Origin of the sequence: Aquimarina algicola, assembly GCF_006443095.1 — a bacterium.
In the GTDB taxonomy this organism is placed as follows: Bacteria; Bacteroidota; Bacteroidia; order Flavobacteriales; family Flavobacteriaceae; genus Aquimarina; species Aquimarina algicola.
Window position 1 is genome coordinate 43,503 of the sequence record NZ_VFWZ01000011.1, and the last position, 19,810, is coordinate 63,312.

13 protein-coding genes are annotated in these 19,810 nt (G+C 34.3%); 6 read left to right on the plus strand and 7 right to left on the minus strand.

Features of this window, described 5'->3' with window-relative positions:
- Positions 1–47 precede the first annotated feature (47 nt).
- The 3 genes from FHK87_RS24750 to uxuA are packed head-to-tail and all read left to right on the plus strand — an operon-like array spanning position 48 to position 3,703.
- Positions 48–1,691 carry a UxaA family hydrolase gene (locus FHK87_RS24750; RefSeq protein ID WP_140597571.1) on the plus strand — a complete coding sequence of 548 codons (1,644 nt, stop codon included), beginning with the start codon at positions 48–50 and terminating at the stop codon, positions 1,689–1,691.
- 11 nt (positions 1,692–1,702) lie between these two features.
- Positions 1,703–2,518, plus strand: a complete 816-nt coding sequence (locus FHK87_RS24755; RefSeq protein WP_140597572.1) for an SDR family oxidoreductase — start codon at positions 1,703–1,705, stop codon at positions 2,516–2,518.
- A 15-nt stretch (positions 2,519–2,533) separates the two neighbouring features.
- Complete coding sequence (gene uxuA / locus FHK87_RS24760; protein ID WP_140597573.1) at positions 2,534–3,703, plus strand: mannonate dehydratase; 1,170 nt, start codon at positions 2,534–2,536, stop codon at positions 3,701–3,703.
- Between the two features lie 24 nt (positions 3,704–3,727).
- Here the strand turns inward: uxuA and FHK87_RS24765 are convergent, their stop codons facing one another.
- The 7 genes from FHK87_RS24765 to FHK87_RS24795 form a co-directional block, all read right to left on the minus strand.
- On the minus strand, positions 3,728–4,951 hold the full coding sequence (locus FHK87_RS24765; RefSeq protein ID WP_140597574.1) for a mandelate racemase/muconate lactonizing enzyme family protein: 1,224 nt from the start codon (positions 4,949–4,951) through the stop codon (positions 3,728–3,730).
- Complete coding sequence (locus tag FHK87_RS24770) at positions 4,935–6,806, minus strand: glycoside hydrolase family 2 protein (RefSeq protein ID WP_140597575.1); 1,872 nt, start codon at positions 6,804–6,806, stop codon at positions 4,935–4,937. The genes FHK87_RS24765 and FHK87_RS24770 overlap by 17 nt, the downstream gene beginning before the upstream one ends.
- Positions 6,807–6,844: 38 nt before the next feature.
- On the minus strand, positions 6,845–8,269 hold the full coding sequence (locus tag FHK87_RS24775; protein WP_140597576.1) for a glycoside hydrolase family 28 protein: 1,425 nt from the start codon (positions 8,267–8,269) through the stop codon (positions 6,845–6,847).
- Between the two features lie 42 nt (positions 8,270–8,311).
- On the minus strand, positions 8,312–9,562 hold the full coding sequence (locus FHK87_RS24780; RefSeq protein ID WP_140597577.1) for a beta-L-arabinofuranosidase domain-containing protein: 1,251 nt from the start codon (positions 9,560–9,562) through the stop codon (positions 8,312–8,314).
- Positions 9,563–9,566: 4 nt separating this feature from the next.
- Complete coding sequence (locus FHK87_RS24785) at positions 9,567–10,919, minus strand: glycoside hydrolase family 28 protein (RefSeq protein ID WP_226294416.1); 1,353 nt, start codon at positions 10,917–10,919, stop codon at positions 9,567–9,569.
- Positions 10,920–11,038: 119 nt separating this feature from the next.
- Entirely contained in the window at positions 11,039–12,532 is a 1,494-nt protein-coding gene (locus FHK87_RS24790) for a hypothetical protein (RefSeq protein WP_140597579.1), read from the minus strand.
- A gap of 2 nt (positions 12,533–12,534) precedes the next feature.
- Positions 12,535–15,411 (minus strand): TonB-dependent receptor, encoded by a 2,877-nt coding sequence (locus FHK87_RS24795; RefSeq protein WP_140597580.1) that lies wholly within the window; start codon positions 15,409–15,411, stop codon positions 12,535–12,537.
- Positions 15,412–15,757: 346 nt separating this feature from the next.
- Between FHK87_RS24795 and FHK87_RS24800 the strand changes: the two genes are divergently transcribed.
- Genes FHK87_RS24800 through FHK87_RS24810 form a run of 3 tightly spaced genes read left to right on the plus strand, consistent with a single transcriptional unit; the run spans position 15,758 to position 19,678 of the window.
- Positions 15,758–16,786, plus strand: a complete 1,029-nt coding sequence (locus FHK87_RS24800) for a LacI family DNA-binding transcriptional regulator (RefSeq protein WP_140597581.1) — start codon at positions 15,758–15,760, stop codon at positions 16,784–16,786.
- 4 nt (positions 16,787–16,790) lie between these two features.
- Complete coding sequence (uxaC, locus tag FHK87_RS24805; protein ID WP_226294417.1) at positions 16,791–18,248, plus strand: glucuronate isomerase; 1,458 nt, start codon at positions 16,791–16,793, stop codon at positions 18,246–18,248.
- A 14-nt stretch (positions 18,249–18,262) separates the two neighbouring features.
- Complete coding sequence (locus FHK87_RS24810; protein WP_140597582.1) at positions 18,263–19,678, plus strand: tagaturonate reductase; 1,416 nt, start codon at positions 18,263–18,265, stop codon at positions 19,676–19,678.
- The last annotated feature ends 132 nt before the right edge of the window (positions 19,679–19,810 follow it).

Below are 19,810 nucleotides of genomic sequence, written 5' to 3' on the forward strand. Positions count from 1 at the left end.
ATGTAAATTGCGCAATCGATTGCGCAATATAATGAATAAATTTTGAAATGAATCAAAAATTTTTAAAAATACATCCGAACGACAATGTCTTTGTAGCTCTAAATGATATAGATAAAGGCGAAAATGTAGCTATCAATGAGCACTCTATTGCCATTATTCAAAATATTCCGGCAAAACACAAATTTGCAGAAAAAAATATTGCTCCCAACGACAGTATCATCATGTATGGAAGCCTTGTGGGAACGGCAAAACATAGGATTTTACAAGGAGAATTATTGACAACTCATAATGTAATACATGAAACCAATTCATATTCAAAAAAAGAAAATTCTTCTTATTGGTCTCCCCCCTCGATAGATCAATACAGTACAAAGACTTTTTTAGGGTATCATCGAAATGATGGACAAGTAGGTACTGCAAATTATTGGATGGTTATTCCACTAGTATTTTGTGAAAATAGAAATATAGAAATCATGAAACAAGCCTTTCAGGAGGAGTTAGGCTTTGCGAAACCAAATAAGTACAAGGATTTGGTTCATCGTATGATAAATTTGTACAAAAAAGATGATATCACCAAAATTGAAGACCTAATTACAGAAGAGAATGATGTAAACTCATCTCAAATATTTAACAATATTGACGGCATAAAATTTTTAACTCACCAAGGGGGGTGTGGAGGCACAAGGCAGGACTCAGATATGCTTTGTGCTTTGATTGCCGGATATCTCAATAACCCCAATGTAGCAGGAGCTACTATTTTAAGTCTTGGATGCCAAAATGCCCAAATATCTATTCTTAACGAAAAAATTAGAGCTCTAAATCCAAATTTTGATAAACCTCTATATATTTTAGAGCAACAACAGGAAGGAACTGAAGAAAAATTATTGTCAACTGCTATCAAAAAAACGTTCTTCGGGCTTATCAAAGCAAACAAAATTACCAGAAAACCTGCCTCATTGAGCAAACTGGTAATCGGTTTAGAATGTGGAGGATCTGATGGGTTTTCTGGTATTTCTGCTAATCCTACAGTAGGGCAAGTATCTGATATGATTGTGGCTCTAGGAGGGAAAACAATGTTAGCAGAATTTCCAGAACTTTGCGGTGTAGAGCAAGAACTCATCAATAGGTCTGTTAATAAAGAGGTTTCAGAAAAATTTATAAACCTTATGAGAGATTATGCCAATTCTGCAAAAGCAGTGGGCTCTGGATTTGATATGAATCCCAGCCCCGGAAATATTAAAGATGGATTGATCACAGATGCTATGAAAAGTGCAGGAGCTGCAAAAAAAGGAGGAACATCTCCTGTTGTAGCTGTATTAGATTATACAGAATATGCTACCAAACAAGGACTCAATCTATTATGCACGCCCGGCAATGATGTAGAAAGCACTACAGCACTTTCTGGATCAGGGGCTAATATAATTCTATTTACTACTGGCCTTGGAACCCCTACCGGAAACCCTATAACCCCAGTTATCAAAATATCTTCTAACACTTCTTTGTCCAATAGAATGTCTGATATAATTGATTTTGATACCGGAGCTATTATCGAGGGTAAAAAAAATATTGAACAAATGAGTAAAGAATTGCTTGAGTATATCATAAATGTTGCCAGTGGAAAAATAAAAACTAAGTCTCAACTTTTACATCAGGATGATTTTATTCCTTGGAAAAGAGGGGTTTCACTCTAAAAAGTATATACATGACTAATATATTTTCAATAAAAAATAAAATTATAGTAATCAGTGGTGCTACAGGTGTTCTAGGGTCAGTCATCGCAAAATACTTAGCTAAACAAGAAGCAACGATTATTCTACTCGGTAGAAATCAAAAAAAAGTCGACAAGTTAGCGCATGAAATAAATAGCGGGGGATATTTGGGAATACCCATTGTTGCAGATGTTACAGATGAAGATCAGCTCAAAGAAGTGAAAGTATATCTTGAAAAAAAATTCAAAAAAATTGATGTATTGATTAACGCCGCAGGCGGAAATATGCCAGGTGCAGTAATATCTCCTGATCAAAGCATCTTGGATAGTAATACAGAATCATTAAAAAAGGTTATAGATCTTAATTATTTGGGAACATTTTTACCAATCAAAACATTTTTACAATTGTTTTTAGAAGAAAAAAAGGGTATTGTGATCAATTTTTCGTCAATGGCAGCACAAAGACCACTCACAAGAGTGATGGGATACGCTTCTGCCAAAGCTGCAATTGACAATTTAACCAAATGGTTAGCCATAGAATTTTGTCAAAAATATGGACAAGGAATCCGTATAAATGCCATAGCCCCTGGTTTTTTCTTGACGGAGCAAAATAAGACACTATTGACAGAAAAAGATGGAAACTTAACTGCGAGGGGGCAACAAATTATAGATAATACTCCTATGAAACGATTTGGCCAACCTGATGAACTATTAGGAGCTACGCATTGGTTATGTAGTGATGCTTCAAAATTTGTTACCGGAACCATTATCCCTGTAGATGGAGGATTTAATACTTACTCTGGAGTCTAATTTATAATAAAAAAGATGAAATTTTTAGAACAAACTATGCGTTGGTATGGACCTAATGACCCTGTAACCTTGTTGAATATTAGACAGGCTGGTGCCACAGGTATCGTTACAGCATTACACGATATTCGCAACGGAGATATTTGGAGTGTCGAAGTAATACAAAGGCATAAGAAAATAATAGAAAATGCAGGTTTACAATGGTCTGTTGTAGAAAGTGTTCCTGTTCATGAAAATATTAAAACCAGAAGTAAGAATTTTAAAACCTATATCCAAAATTATAAAGAAACTTTAAAAAATTTATCTTCTGAAGGAATCACCACTGTTTGTTATAACTTCATGCCAGTACTGGACTGGACTCGAACTGATCTTGCATATACACTACCCAATGGCGCAAAAGCCTTACGATTTGAGATACAAGCTTTAGTCGCTTTTGATTGTTTTATTTTGAAACGTCCCGGTGCAAGTTCTGATTATAATCAGACACAATTAGAAAAAGGAGAATTTTATTATAAACATCTGTCTAAAAAAGACAAAGAATTGCTGACTAAAACTATTATCGCAGGGCTCCCCGGTGCGGAAGAAGGATACTCATTAAAACAATTCCAACAAGCACTGGATGCTTATCAAAATATAGATCAAAATATCTTAGCTCAGCATCTTCGTTTATTTCTTGATGAAATTATTCCTTTTGCAGAGCAATTAGGAATTCTAATGGCTATACATCCAGATGATCCACCATTCTCTATATTTGGTCTTCCAAGAGTTGTAGGAACTTCATCAGACATACGAAGAATTCTTACACAAACTCCTAGCCCAAGTAACGGAATTACATTTTGTACAGGTTCTTTTGGTGTAAAAAAAGATAATGATCTTGTGCAGATGATTCGTGATTTTGGAGATCATATCCACTTTGTACATTTAAGAAGTACCCAACGAGATAAGGAAGGAAATTTTTATGAAGCCAATCACCTAGAGGGAGATGTACCTATTTATGAGGTAATGAAAGAACTATCTTTACTTCAACAAAAAAGAGAAAGACCGATACCAATGCGCCCTGATCATGGACATCAAATGTTAGATGATTTACACAAAAAAACCAATCCCGGTTATACAGGAATTGGGAGATTAAAAGGTTTAGCAGAGCTAAGAGGACTCGAATTAGGAATCGCTAAAAGCTTACTTTAGAAATAGTTTAAAAATTTCAGGTGATTAAGTATCTAAATATTTTGACATTTCTTTTTCGTTAACCTTTAGCCCTAATCCCGGATTTTGTGGAACATAAAGGTGACCGTTTTCAAATTTAAAATTATTTTCAAAAAGTTTTCCTAGTTTTAATTTGGGTCTTGTGCCGCCGTACTCCTGTACTCGTGCCGGATTAAATATCGAGGCAATAAAATGTAGAGTAGCTGCAGTAGCAAGGGTTGGTCTTGCATTATGGCACATGATCTCTTTCTCAAATGTCATAGCTAATGCTGCAATTTTTTTCATTTCACTGAGCCCTCCCCCTTTTATAAGATCAAGGTTTAATACATCTGCATTTCCCTTTACAATAAGATTTTTAAAATCCCATCGATTGAACTGGTGTTCCCCTGCTCCAATCCTTATCGGGCTTTGATCAACACATTGTTTTAATCCTTCGTAATCTAAATAATGTACGGGTTCTTCTACCAATTGAATATTATATTTTTCGTAAAGTTTTTTGATTAAATCAATCGCCTTGCCCGGTGTATATCCATTATTAAAATCAACAAAAAGAGTGTTCTCGTCACCAATAACTTCTCTCACTGCTTTGACATACTTTTCTGTAATATCATCTTCTGGATTTCTTTTTAAAACACGAATCTGCATTCTTAATTTTACGGTATCATAACCTGTATCAATAAAATTAGCAGCCATATTTTGTGCTTCGGAGATTGATTTTTTACCATTTTTAACTCCAAAACTTCCATATACCTTAATTTTTTCAACTTTTGCCCCTCCTAAAAGCTTATAAACCGGAAAATCAAGGAGTTTGCCTTTTAGATCCCACAACGCATTATCTATACCTGCCAAAGCCCCAGTAAGTGCTCCTGATAATCCTAAGTCTTCTCCTCTGTATAAGATTGTATGCCACAAATATTCACTTTGAAAAGGATCTTGATGTAATAAATATGGTTTACATACTTCTCTAACAATTTTAGCAATGATCTTGGGATTATCATGATCTCCTTCTCCCCATCCTATAACCCCGGCATCAGTTTCAATTTTTACAAATAGTGCTTGAGGATGCACATAGGTTTTGATATTCGTGATTTTGATAGTGTCTGAAACTTTATGAATACAATCTTTTGTTCCTAACCCACCATTAAATTGATTTGCTATGACTGTTGTAGTACCTGCTAAGCCTAATCCCAAAGCTGATAAAAACTTTCTTCTTTTAATTTCCGGTTTCATATCGTTGTTTCATTTCACTATAAAATTTTTTGAGCACATAAAAAGCTTGTTTTTTAAATCCCCTATCAGAAATAAGTCCTTTTCTATTCCATCCATCCTGAATCTTTGGCAGATTTCTTCTTGGCGATCTAAAATCTACCAAAACCCAGGGAGTCATTCCTCTTAAAGTTGGTATTTTTTTTAGCATCTTGATTTGTTCTTCGTAGAGATACTTCATATATTCTTCTGTCCACCGAGTACGTTTGTCTCCATGGTAATTATACAATGCTCCTCCACCAAATTCGCTCACAAAAAAGGGCTTATCTGTAGGCAAATCCCAAGTGACCTCACCACAACGGTCTGGTAATCCTGAGTACCAACCAATATATTCATTACAAGCTAGCATATCAACATCTTCTGCAAATGGATCAGGGATTTTTACTGTATTTGCAGTACTTTTTTCATCACGCTCAAGTGCTGCACTTATAAAACGTGTATTATCAATAGCCAAAGCAAGATCTTTTAATTTACGCAAAAAAACTAATCTTGATGGTACTTCCGGAGTCTCATTGGCAACAGACCAAACAATAACACTTGCTCGATTTTTATCTCTATGAATCAAGGTTTCAAGTTGTGATTTTGCTTGATTAAAAGCTATAGGGTTTTCATAGTCAATCCCCCAATACACAGGAATCTCTTCCCACAAAAGTAATCCCATCTGATCAGCTAAACGAGGCATATTTTCATTATGGGGATAGTGTGCTAAACGAACAAAGTTACAGTTCAACTCTTTTGCCCATCCTAGTAACATTTTAGCATCTTCTATACTATTTGCTCTTCCTTTACGTAATGGATTTTCTTCATGTACACTTATCCCTCTTAAAAAAATAGATTTTCCATTCAATAAAATATCTGCTCCTTTGGCTGTAATGGTTCTAAACCCAATTTGATCTGTTATTTTATCATTTTCTACTGAAAAGTGTACATCGTAAAGTTTAGGGCTTTCAGGATACCATCTTTTTAATTTTTTAGAAGAAAACTCAAATGTAAATCTGCCTTTTTCGTCAGTTTTGCCTTCTATTTTAATTTTTACTTCAGGGATTTCTATACTAACCTTTTTTTCTTTTGGGTCTCCTACAAGTTGCAAATATCCGTTCACTTTTTCAGGTGCATCCTTATTCAACTGGATAAAATAATCTTGAATATATGTTTTAGGAACTTCAATCAATGTTACCTCTCTGGTAATTCCGCCATAATTCCACCAATCTGTAGTCAAGTTAGGAACACGCTCTTTTTCTCTTCTATTATCCACACGTACAACAAGTGAATTGCCTTTGGCTTTTATATAAGTTGTGATATCAAAATTAAATGGATCATATCCACCGGAGTGTGCACCAATCTTTTCTCCATTCAGATATACATCTGTTCTGTAATTTACAGCTCCAAAATGCAAGATCAGCTTCTTATCAGCCTGCAAATCATAATCAAATTTTGTTCTATACCAAACAGTGCCTTCGTAGTATAACAGTTTATCTGATTGTGAATTCCAATCTCCAGGCACAGCTATTTCGTTAGACGTCTCAAAGTTATATTCAATTCTATCCCATCGATTTTCGATTTTTTTATCGGTATAATAAGGTTTTGCCGATGCTTTTGTTGAAGAAACCTGATCAAAAGGCATCCAATTACGGTGATTTCTATACCCTGTCTCATAAGGGTCTATAATATACTTCCAATTTCCGTTAAGAGATATAGATTTTCTATTGTAAGTATTTTGTAACAAACTGGTTGTCTTATTGTTGTCTCCCTGACCATATCCTAAGGAGAAAAGCCAGAGAATATTTATAAGAACTATTATGAATCGATGTTTTTGCATGATAAATTATTTACCTCTATCGAGAGGGATTTACTTCTTTACTGTTGTTTTGATATAGGAACGTCTTTAACTTTCACATTGTTCAAAATCACGTCCTCTAAATACTCTGTTTCAAAAGGGTTAGGGCTTTTACCAAATGCTACGTTCTCCAGATATATTTTTTTAATGGGTTCTTCTCTTCTTCCTGTAATCTTAATCGCTACCTCTTGCGCCTCTACCATTTTAATATTTTGAAAATAAAAATCTGAATATTGAGTAAAGAAGGTATTTCCTCTCCAACCTTTATAATCAGTTGTAAACTCAAATCCATACTTTACAGGAGTAACGACCTCAACGTTTCGTATATATATTTCTTTTATAAAACCACCTCGATCCGGATTACTTTTAAACTGAAACGCATGTTTATCGCCTCCTTTGAGTGTATTGTTTTCAAAAAATACATTACGTACTCCTGCAGACATTTCTGACCCTATACAAAAGCCGCTTCCTACTACATTGGTCAATTCGTTATTTCTTATAATGATATTTTCCGAAGGTGGATAAGGCCATCCATCTTGGTCTCGCCCAGCTTTGATTGCAATACAATCGTCATGAGTGTTTATGATACAATCTTTGATCAGCACATTCTTACTACTTTCAGGATCAACACCATCATCATTTGTGGTTCCTTGTAAAATAGTAAGGTTAGATACTGTAATATTTTCTGAAAGTATTGGATTGATTGTCCAAAAAGGAGTGCTTTTTATTGTAAAATCTTCAAGAAGGATATTTTTACATTCTATAAACTGAATTCCTGCCGGTCTTAAAAAATGTCCTTTGCCAAAGACGCGTTTTTCAAGTGGTACTTTATCATTTCCCATTTGTCTTGCTCGAATTTTGTCCGGGTTTTGTTTCTGTTTCCAACTTGCCCAAATTTTTTCACAATGCCCGTCAATCACTCCTTTTCCTGTAATTGCCAGATTTTCTTGACCTATTGCATAGATTAGCGGAGAATAGTTTTTGATAAAAGTTCCTTCCCAACGTGTTTTTACTACAGGTAGGTAGTCTTCAGGATTGGGCGAAAAGTTTAGTATTGCTCCTTCTGAAAAATGCAGGTTAACATTAGATTTCATAAAAATCGAACCTCTTACCGTATACATACCTGATGTAACACTAATAGTTCCTCCTCCAGTCTCAGACACTTGATCAATCAGCGTATTGATCGTTTTTCTAAAATTTAGTGTATCAGAAATTAAATATGTTGTGTCCTTAAAAGTAGGTGGAACTATTTGCTCAAGAATTTTTGGTAAAGTATCACTCCAGGCCGTATCAATTTTTGCTTTGGCATACGTTTCGTTGAAATCATGCTTTGGCTTATTACCATTACAGGAGATCAGTATAGTGACTGCAATCACTTTTAAAAAGTACCGTGCAATTTTATTGTTTCTTATTTTGTATGGCAAAGCAATGATATTAATATTCATTTTTATATGTATTCCTTTTTGTTTTATCCCAACCTTTCTTTTTTAGAATGCATTTTGATATACATTACTCAAAAATCGCATTCCAAAACTAGTTGCAATATCTCTATAATAGAGTTCTAACGTACCGTCTTTCTTAGCTCGTTGTCTTATTTCATAATATGCGCCTGCTAGATTAGGGTCTTTATGATCTTTGCTAAATTGGTTCTTTAAGGTAAAATTGATTGCGAGTCTAATATTCTTTTCAAAATCGGTAATTCCTAATTCATATAGTTGTAACCATAAAATCCCGGCAAAACTAACCGCACTACCACAGGGGCTTCGTTTATCGTGATTACCGTCTAAGTAACTGCTATACCAGATCACGCCACTTTTACCTTGTACTTTTGCTAATGCTTTAGCGGTTTTTACAGCTGCTTCTAAGTATTTTTGTTGTTTCGTTAACCGATAGGCTTCTAATAATGCTTCTGCATTCCAGGTATTAAAACGACCGTGTACTTTACCTGTAGTCGGATCATTTGGTTCATAATCCATCCACCAACCGTTGTCAGATTGATCATCTATCAGTTTATCACAAACTTCTAAAAAAGCATATTTATAGCGTTTTTTACCCGTATGGGTATATATGTCTTTCCAGAGGTATCCTTCTACATTTGGCCTAGCAACATGTTTGATCGTAAAAGGTAATCCTTGATGTTGAGCATGTGGACTTTGATTTTTCCAAATTTTTGCAGTCTCGCCATCTACGATATTATAACTTAATCGTTCTTTAGGGATATATAAATTGTCTAATATCCAAGCTCCTGCGCTTGTGGCTACATCTGCATATTTTTTATCTCCTGTTACATCACTTAGATCAAAAAGCCCGGGAGTACCATCAGTTATTGTTGTTGTATTGATGAGGTCTCCTAATGTATTTCCATGCTTTGCAAAAAGATATCCCTCAAGTGCATGACCTTTTGGGAACTGAAGGCTAATCCACCAATTTCCCGCCTTGATTGCATGATCTAGGGCCATTTTATTATCTGTTACTTTATATGCTTCAAGTAGTCCCTGAATCGCTTGCCCAGTATGCCAAGCTGCCTCATATTCTTGCCATTGCCCGCTAATCATATGATAATTACCTCTTGCCATACCTTTTTGATTCAACATTGCTTTGGTTGTATGATTTATAGCGCTATTAAGCGAGGCAATGATTTTGTCCTTATATCCTTTATCCAGGGGAAATTTAGTTTTTTGGGCGTACGTATGTATCATTACTCCAAAAACCAATAGTATTATATAATTATTCCTCATTGAATTATTCTTTTACAAATACGAAACTTTCTTTATGCAACGTATTTCCTTTGATATTAGTAGTATCTAGTGCTTTCACGTCAATAAGATATAAACCATGACGCGCCATTTCTCCTTGTTGATGTGTTATTGACAGATCTTTTATTTTAAAATCCTCTGCATGTGCTACAATTATTGATCCTGGCGATTGTACATAGCTCAATGTATTTTTCCAGTACTTAATCTTTTTATTTCCTTTAGGCTTCTTCCAATTTGTCGCAATGGTATTATCAGCATTTGGTATTGTTATTTTGATATCTTCTAATGTGATCCCTTTAATTTCTTTTTCAGGATACCCCGAAAAGTACAACAAACCGTTAGTTACAATGTTTATATTTTTAAAATTGATATTTGATATTGATCCGATTTTAGAAATACTATCTCTTCTATGCGTATCTATGAATATCCCATATTCATCTGTATGCCTTCCTCCTGTATGTATATTAATATTTTGAAAATTGATATCTGAATACTTACCTCCATCCATCATAAAAAGAGCAATGCCGTATCTTGATTCCTTTATCGTAATATCTTGAAAAGTACATCTCCTGGTATGATATGCCGAACCTGTACCCAATTTTAATGCTGCATCATCACTTGTTAAGGTACAATTCTTTACGGTAATCTGCTCTGTATATCGACTTCTTGTTTGTGACGTATTTTGGGAAAATTTTTCTTCTTTTTTATTCTTTATACAAATGGCATCATCACCGGTACTTATGTTGCAGTGAGTTATTAATACATCTTTTGAATTACTAATGTCTATCCCATCTGTATTTGGACTTTTGGGATGATTCTTAATGATCACATTATCTATTGTAACTCCTTCACAAAAATTAAAAACTAAACAATGTGAAGGGCTGTTGATTAAAGTAATCCCAGAGATAGAAATATTTTTTGTGTCTTGAAAAAGAATCCATGGTTGTGGGCGATGTTTATACTCCCAATTTTCATCAAAAAAAGATTTGCCATTACCATTGATAACTCCTTTGCCTTTGATTGTAATATTATGAGTTTCTGGTGCAAAAATAAAACTAGATCTATGATAATCTTTCATATCTGAAGAAGCAATTAACTCCGCACCTTCTTCAAAAAAAATAGTAATATTAGGTCCTAAAGTAAGACTTCCTGTATAGAATTTTCCTTTCGGAATTATTACTGTTCCTTTGGAAGCAACGGCTTGAAGAATGGTCATCTGGATTGCTTCTGTATTCAACGTTTTTCCATCTGCTATTGCACCATAATCTAAGATATTAAATTGGTTGGCTACTGTATTAGAACAAGACATTACGATAGTTAACACTGCCAGGCTGGTCATACCTGACAGTGTCTTTATAAACTTACGAATCGTTTTTATTTTTTTAAAACAATCGTAATCATAAACAAACAAACTACTTTGAAACATTTACTCTATATTATTCAAAATCGTAAAGTGAATTATTCTTTTATACTTCCATCAAAATTCCTTGTCCAACCTAATGTCCAATCATTATCTACAGGAACAGCTCCAACATAATTTACATTATCAAAAAAGGTTCCTAATGTTGAGGCATCCACAGAATTAGTCATTGATACACCAACGAAGGTATCGGTAATACTAAAAGAGTCCTCAGAGTTATTATTAGCAGCTTCACGATATTGATCTCTTATACTACTGTGCAAACCATCACTATCACCAGTATCATCATTATTGAAAACTGCACAATTTCTCATCGTGATTTCTCCTCCATCTCTCACTCTAAAAGAGGTTCCGAATCCAGAAATTACAGTATTGTAGTATTGCCCATTAGCACCATCTTGCATACGAACACCTTCACCTACATCTAGCGTTGTTTCGGTAATTCCTGCTCCAATAACAGTAGCATTAGAAATTATCGGATTAGATTGTGGAGTAAGGTTTTCATCGGTACCATTAATTGCACGGCTTCCTGAACTTGTGGCAAGTGCCCAAAATTGACCATTACCATTCCATCCGCCACCATACCGCACACATCTACTATCCGGTTTAGTCACTACAATGTGCTTTAAGTTTACGGCTCCGCCTCTAATCCTAATTCCTGTTGAATTGGCATCATGTACCTGAACAAAATCAATTGTTGTTAAATTCCCTACCTGACGTAATTGCAATGCATCATCACCATTGCCTCCATACTCTATTCTTACATATTTTAATATCCCTGAATTATCATCAGGCATGTTATCCCCTCTCAATGTTACTCCGATCCAATCTCCTACAGATGGGGTTCCGGATTGTCCGGGAGCATTATTAAAACTAGTAAATATAATTGGGGCTTCGAGAGTACCTTCGGCTATTATGTCCCCTCCAATATTGATATCAAGTTCGCTATCGGCAGTGAGTGCATATATCGTAGTGCCTTCTTCGATGGTGAGAGTTGTTTGTTGATCGACTTTTACACTCCCATTGAGCAACCATATATTTGAATTACCTAAAGTCTCATCAAAATTGACATTACCGGTAATTTGTTTAAAATTAGTTCCGTTGATCGTAACATCTTCTATCGTATATTGCGGTTCTATTTCTGAAATAGTCGCTTCAAAACTTTCTGAACTGACTTGCCCTTGCATATCGGTAAGAGTAAAAACGATAGACTGTGTGTTACCAAGCCATGAGGCCGGAACTTGTACACTCAATCTAAAACTTTCTTCCCCGGTAGCCTGATAATCTTGTGATGCCAGTATTGTACTTTCTGCAGAAACAGTGAGATTCTCTATAAGACCAGACGCTTCAAGCTCTGCATCTATAGTAATGACTTGGCCAACCCCAAAAGATCCACTTTGTTCGGATAAACTTATTTGTGGTTCAAAGTAAATAGGTGCTCCAACACTATCGTCGTCATCATTACATGAAATTAGTAGCAAAATAAAATATAAAATCGGGTAGATATAAGTAGTAAATAAAGATTTCATCATATTTAAAAATTAAAGTTAAGACCAAAACGACTAGACCATCCATAAATCTCATAATCAATCACTTGACTTCTATTGGATTGGTATATTACAGTAGGATCATCTAAAAGATTAACAAATTCTGCAAAAATAGTTAGATGGTCATTGAGCTTATAGGAAGCATTCGCGTCTAATTGATATCGTTCATCAATAAATCGATCAAGATTAGGATCTGTACTTGGTGCAAACAGAGCTGAACTATTATAATTTAATGAAACTCTTGAACTAAACTTACCTAGATCATAGGATAATGCTACATTCCATACATTATCGGCTTGCCCGGCAAAGTCAACGTCATCTCTGGTTTCGGTCTCACCCGTATCATCGTTGATAAAAGAAAAACTACTTTCGGATTGTACATGAGTATAGTTTGCATATATCCCTAAACCTGAAAGTACACCCGGTAGAAAGTCAAGTTGTCTTGAAAAATTAATTTCTGCTCCAAAAAGTGTTGCTTCGTCTCCATTTACAGGAGAAAACCTTCTAAATCCGGCAAATTCTCCTGCATCTACATCTGTAACATCCAGAAATATAAAATCGCTGATGTCTTTATAAAAGATTCCTCCAGAAATTACTCCTACACTTTCAAAATAGTTTTCGTATAGTAAGTCTAAGTTTAATACATCTGAAGGTTTTAGATCGGGGTTACCTGTTCTCAATTCCTGATCTGCAAAGTTTATATTCTCCGCAGGCACCAAATCTTGCAAATTTGGCCTGGCATAGCTACGAGTTATTGCTCCTCTTATGTTAGATTGATCGTTGATTTTATATTTCAAATGTAACATAGGAAGGAAAAAGTCATAATCATTATTCCCTTGTATCAAATTAGAAGTTATCTGTTCGTTATCATTAGCCGGCACATCTAACCGAAACGCATCATAGGTAACATCTGTTTTTTCATACCTAACACCTGCCAACACTCTAAGCTTATTAAAATCAATTTTACCCTGAATAAAAGTTGCAGTCACATTTTCGCTAGCATCATAAAAAAAGCTATCACTATTTAGCTTAGTAGCATTTTCATCTAATTCATAAGCATCTATATTATCTAAAAAGTGTTGCAATGCTCTGTTCGGATCAGGAAACTGCCCCATTTCATAGTTTCCATCTAAGATAGAACCACTATTACCATCAAGCACTTGTGATAAATTATAAGGCCCGTTAAAACCTGAGTATTCTACAGTATTTCTTCTTCTTAGGTTATCTAGATCTCTATATTTCCCTCCTATTTTAATTTCACCAAAATTATTACCAAGTGTAAAAGGAACAGTAAAATTTAATCGAGTTACTAAATTATCTCCTCTATTTAATATAGGTTTATCTTGCTGAAAACTATTGAATTCGTATTCTTCATAATTCTCAAAATCAAAATCAGGTGAAGAAAAAACCGGAAAATCTCTGTTGTCTCTATTCACATCTAGTATCAATCCACTTTTTCTAAAAACGAATCGGTCACTTCTTAAAATTCTTTCTGAACGGGTATAGTTAAATCCATAATCTATCTTTCCAAAGTTTCCTAAACCATGTTCTCCTTCAAAGTTTAGTGTAATATTTTCTCTATCAATCACACGATCATTAATATCGCGCCTTACACGAACGTCTCCATTATCTATGCTTCCTGCCAGATTAGGATTACTGGGATCTTGATAATTATTACGGGGTCTAAATCTTGTTCTTCTACGTAAAGATTCATCTCTAAGGTCATTATAAATCCCTTTTAAAACAATCTTTGATGTTGGACTAAACTTATAATCAAAAGTAATGTTTACCCCAATACGTTGTCTTTCATTTTCCTTTGGTCTCAATCTAAAATCGTCGATAACATCAGCTGTAAAAGAGTTTGGATCATCAGAATCCCCTATTCTTCTATTTCTGTAAGAAGCCTCATATCGTTCTTCTCCGTTAACAGTATTATAATAACTAGCCCCGAATAAGACTCCAAACTTGTCCTCTGCAAAACGTTGATCATACTTTAACTTATATATTTGACTTCCTCTTTCGAATAAATCATTATAACCACCGCCAATAGATCCTTTAAATCTTGCTTTACTACTTCTCGCTGTTGGAGTTATCAAATTGATAGCACCTCCTACCGCATCTCCATCCATGTCAGGTGTTATAGCCTTGCTAATCTCCATAGCTGCCAATTGATCTGCTGATATCAGATCAAGTGATTCTGATCTTCCTCCTGATTCATCTGTTGAAGGGATTTGCTCTCCGTTGATCGATACGGTTGTAAAATTTTGTGGAGTGCCTCTAATCTTTACCACAGCTCCTTCTCCATTATCTCTATCTATAGTAACACCAGAAACGCGTTGCATCGCTTCTCCTACATTTATATCAGGAAACCTATTTACCAAATCTGCAGATACGACTGTTTTGATATTATCAGATGTTCGTTGTAGATTATATGCTCTTTGCTGCCCTTCGGCACTTCCAGTCACTAAGACTTCTCCTAACTCATTGGTCGAAGGTGTTAATACGATATCTCCCAAATTGATCATATTTGTAGAACCAGTCACTTCGATAATTTTGGTAAACGTATCGAATCCTAAATAAGAAATTTCTACCGTATGTGTTCCTATTGGAACTTGATCTAAAGTAAAATAACCATCCCAATTTGTAGAATTACCTAAGTTGAGTGCTCTAATAAACACATTAACCCCTGGTAGAGGATCTTGAGTATCGCTGAGAACCTTACCAGTAATCACCATATCATCTTGTTGTACTATGGTAATAATGTCTTCTTTTGATTTGTTTTCTACCGCAATAGCCGACTGCATCAGTCCAAAACCAATCAGTAACATCAATACTTTTTTGCAAAATCTCGTATTCCTATTCATACTTTATATAGATTAAATTTGAGAATTGTTTGTTTTCCTTTTTTGATGAAATACATTTTACACTGTCATTTTTAATATAAAAGTGTAAAATTTAATGCAATCGATTGCATATTATAAAATATTAATGAATTCAGCAAATTTTAGATTAAATTTTGTTTAAAAATTCATTTTTTAACATTAATATTCATTAAATTCATATAATTAGCCCATGAAACAACAATTTAATTACATAATTTTATATATATTGCGCAATCGATTGTATATTTGAATCGTTAATATTTTAAAATTAAGTCAATTAAGTTTTGCCTATTTAGATTTCAAAGATTTTCTTTGTCATTTATGCCTAATGAAAACAAAAAAAACAACCATACATGATATTGCTAAAGAGCTAAACATTACTGCTTCGACAGTTTCTAGAGCCCTGAACAATAATCCCAGGATTAGTGAAGCTACCAAAAAAGCAGTTTTAGGAATGGCCAAAGACCTTAATTATCAGCCTAATAATCTAGCTGCTGCACTTAGAAAAGGTAAAAGTCAACTCATTGGTATTATTGTTCCTACTATCAATAGGTCTTTCTTTTCTTCTGTAATTAGAGGGGTTGAAGAAGTAGCTAATAAGTTAAACTATAGGGTAATTGTAAGTCAATCTAATGAAGATGTTGATAATGAAATCGTTACACTAAATGCGTTACTAAATGCTCGAGTAGATGGAATTCTTGTGTCGATCGGTAAAAACATGGACCGTTTTGAGCATTACCAAGAATTGATTAAAAAAGGGATACCTTTGGTACTTTTTGATCGTACGACCAACGAAATAAGTACTAGTCAGGTCATTATAGATGATTATTTAGGTGGTTTTCAAGCAACGCAACATCTTATAAAACAAGGTTGTAGAAAAATAGTGCATTTTACTAATGTCAATCAGGTCAACATTTATAAAGAAAGGTATAGAGGATATCGAGAAGCCCTAAAAGAATACGATATCCCTTTTGATGAATCCCTTGTGTACAAAAGCAATATGCAATTAGCAGATGGCCGCGAATGCGCAGAAAAACTATTGGCATCCAAAACAGCCTTTGATGCTATTTTCTCTGCAAGTGATTATGCTGTGGTAGGTGCTATGCAAGTTCTTAAAGAAAATAAAATCAAGGTCCCTGATGATGTAGCTCTTGTTGGGTTTAGTAATGAGCCTTTTACCTCATTCACTGATCCCGCATTAACTACCGTTAGTCAATTTCCTATTGAGATGGGACAGGCTGCGGCAGAATCTTTTTTTGAAATATTGAATTCTAAAAAGAAAAAGTTTATTCCACAAAAAACAGTACTGCAACCTGAGTTAATTATCAGAGCATCCTCACTTAAATTAGATAAGTAACACTATGAATGAGAATAAAAATTTAATGTTTGACACAAAGAGCAATCGATTGCATGATTCTAAGAAGAGTTTTATTGATGAGGATTTTTTATTACAAAATGAGTTTTCTCGAAGGTTATATCACGGATATGCCAAAAGTTTACCTATCATTGATTATCATTGTCATCTTTCACCTAAAGACATAGCAGAGAACACTCAATTTCAAAATTGTGCTCAAGTGTGGCTTGCCGGAGATCATTATAAATGGAGAGCTATGCGTACTTTAGGAATCAAAGAAGAATTCATCACGGGGAATGCTCCTGATGAACAAAAATTCTTAAAATGGGCAGAGACAGTTCCATATACCATAAGAAACCCTCTTTATCATTGGACACATCTTGAACTTAAAAGATATTTTGATATCGATGAGCTTTTAACTGATACCAATAGTTTAGAGGTCTACAAAAAAACTACTGATATTCTACAACATAAAAGCCATGCGACACAAGGGCTCTTGAAACAGATGAAAGTAGAAGTTGTTTGCACTACAGATGATCCTACTGATACTTTGCAACATCATCGAATAGCACAAAAAAATGAAATCAATACATCGTTATTACCCACTTTTAGACCTGACAAGGCATACGCTATTGAAGAGCCTGTATCTTACTTAGATTATATTAATACCCTAGGCGAATCTTGTAAAACAACTATTGATACCTATACCGATTTAATCGACACTCTTAATGACAGGGTCGTTTATTTTCATGAACATGGAGCAAGACTTGCAGATCATGGTCTGGAGCAATTTTATTTTTTTGAACTTGGGACTTATAATTGTGAAAAAATCTTCAAAAAACTAAAATCCAAACAAGATATAACTTTAGAAGAAATCCAATATTTCAAATTTGAAACCCTATGGCATCTTTGCCAAATGTATCATACACAAGGGTGGGTTCAACAATTCCATTTAGGCGCTTTACGTAACACAAATCATAGAATGCTTTCTTTACTTGGTCCTGATACCGGTTTTGATTCTATCGGAGATTTTTCTCAGGCACTGGCGCTAAGTAAATTTTTAAATCTTCTGGATACCAAAGATCAATTAGCCAAAACCATACTCTACAACCTCAACCCGAGAGACAACGAAGTCATGGCTACAATGACAGGAAACTTTAATGACGGGAGTGTAAAAGGAAAAATACAATTCGGATCTGCATGGTGGTTTCTAGATCAAAAAGATGGTATGGAAAAACAGCTTAATACGCTATCTAATCTGGGGTTATTAAGCTGTTTTGTAGGAATGTTGACCGATTCACGAAGTTTTTTATCATTTCCTAGGCACGAATATTTCCGCCGAATACTTTGCAACCTTATCGGGAAAGATGTCGAGAATGGAGAACTACCTGCCGATGAATCCTGGTTAGGTAAAATCATTACTGATATTTGCTATTATAACGCCAAAGAATATTTTCAATTTTAAAATGCCATAACAGGATGAAGCAGTTAAATCGAAATACAGTATCTGTCCAAAAAAGACCTATTAAAGTGCTTCAATTTGGTGAAGGTAATTTTTTGAGAGGGTTTGTAGATTGGATATTTGATATTCTAAATGAAAAAACAGATTTTAATGGAGACATCCAAATCGTACAACCAATTGAAAACGGTATGGAAATGCTGATTAATCAACAAGAGGGTTTGTACCATGTACTTCTAGAAGGTCTTTTGGATCACAAAAAAACACAAAAAACAAGACTCATTACAAGTGTTAGAGGTGTATTAAACCCCTACAAAGATTACAAAGCATTTTTAAAATTAGGAAAAAATCCTGATTTAGAATTTATAATATCAAACACTACCGAATCAGGTATAGCTTTAGACGAAAGAGATAAAGATTTTAATACACTTCCCAATTCTTTCCCGGGAAAACTTACCGCACTATTATTTTATCGTTTTTTGCACCTAAAAGGTGACAATATCAAACCTATAACTATAATTCCTTGTGAATTAATTGATCGAAATGGGGATAAACTTAAAGAAAATATTCTTCGTTATGCATGGATATGGAGGTTACCTGATGGATTCAAAATATGGCTCGACAAGAATGTAAGTTTTTGCAATACACTGGTAGATAGAATCGTTCCGGGATTTCCTAGAGATACTATCAAAACTGTTCAAAAAAACATAGGTTATGAGGATCATTTGGTTGTAAAAGCAGAACCTTTTCATCTTTGGGTCATTGAAACTCCAAATGACAACATTCATCAAAAATTACCTATTGAAGGAACAGGATTAAATATAAAATATGTTACGGATAAGACTCCTTATCGAACCCGAAAAGTTAGGATATTAAATGGGGCTCATACTGCTCTTGTACCTTTTGGATATTTAAACGGCATAAGATTCGTTAGAGAAGCTGTAGAAAATGAGTTGACAATATCTTTTTTACATCAAATAATTTTTGATGAGATCATACCTACACTTGATTTACCAAAAGAGGAATTAGAATATTTTGCTGAAGCAGTTATAGAACGTTTCAAAAATCCTTTTATAGATCATTTACTTATAAGTATTGCTTTAAATTCTATTTCTAAATTCAAAGTACGTGTATTACCTACAATTCTTTCGTATCTCGAAAGAAAAGGGAAATTACCTGAAAAACTAGTACAATCCTTTGCATGGCTTCTTGTTTTTTATAGAGGGTATTATGATGATAAAACAATTCCTTTAAAAGACGATCAAAGTGTCATCTCTTTCTTCCAGGAAATTTGGAAAAATGAAGACTTAGACACTATTATTGAGAAAATACTAGAAAATACGATGTTATGGGATACCAACTTAAACAAAGTTCCTTTATTACATGCTACTTTATCTCATGAGATAAAAAATATCTTGCTAAAAACTGTATTTTAACCCCATTAAAACAACACTGATCAACAAAACGATGTTTAAATTTATAGTTTGATACATCAAAATGAGACATCATTAGGATGAATTCAATTTTGTATCATAAAATAATTAATTATCAAACCTAAAAAAGTAAGA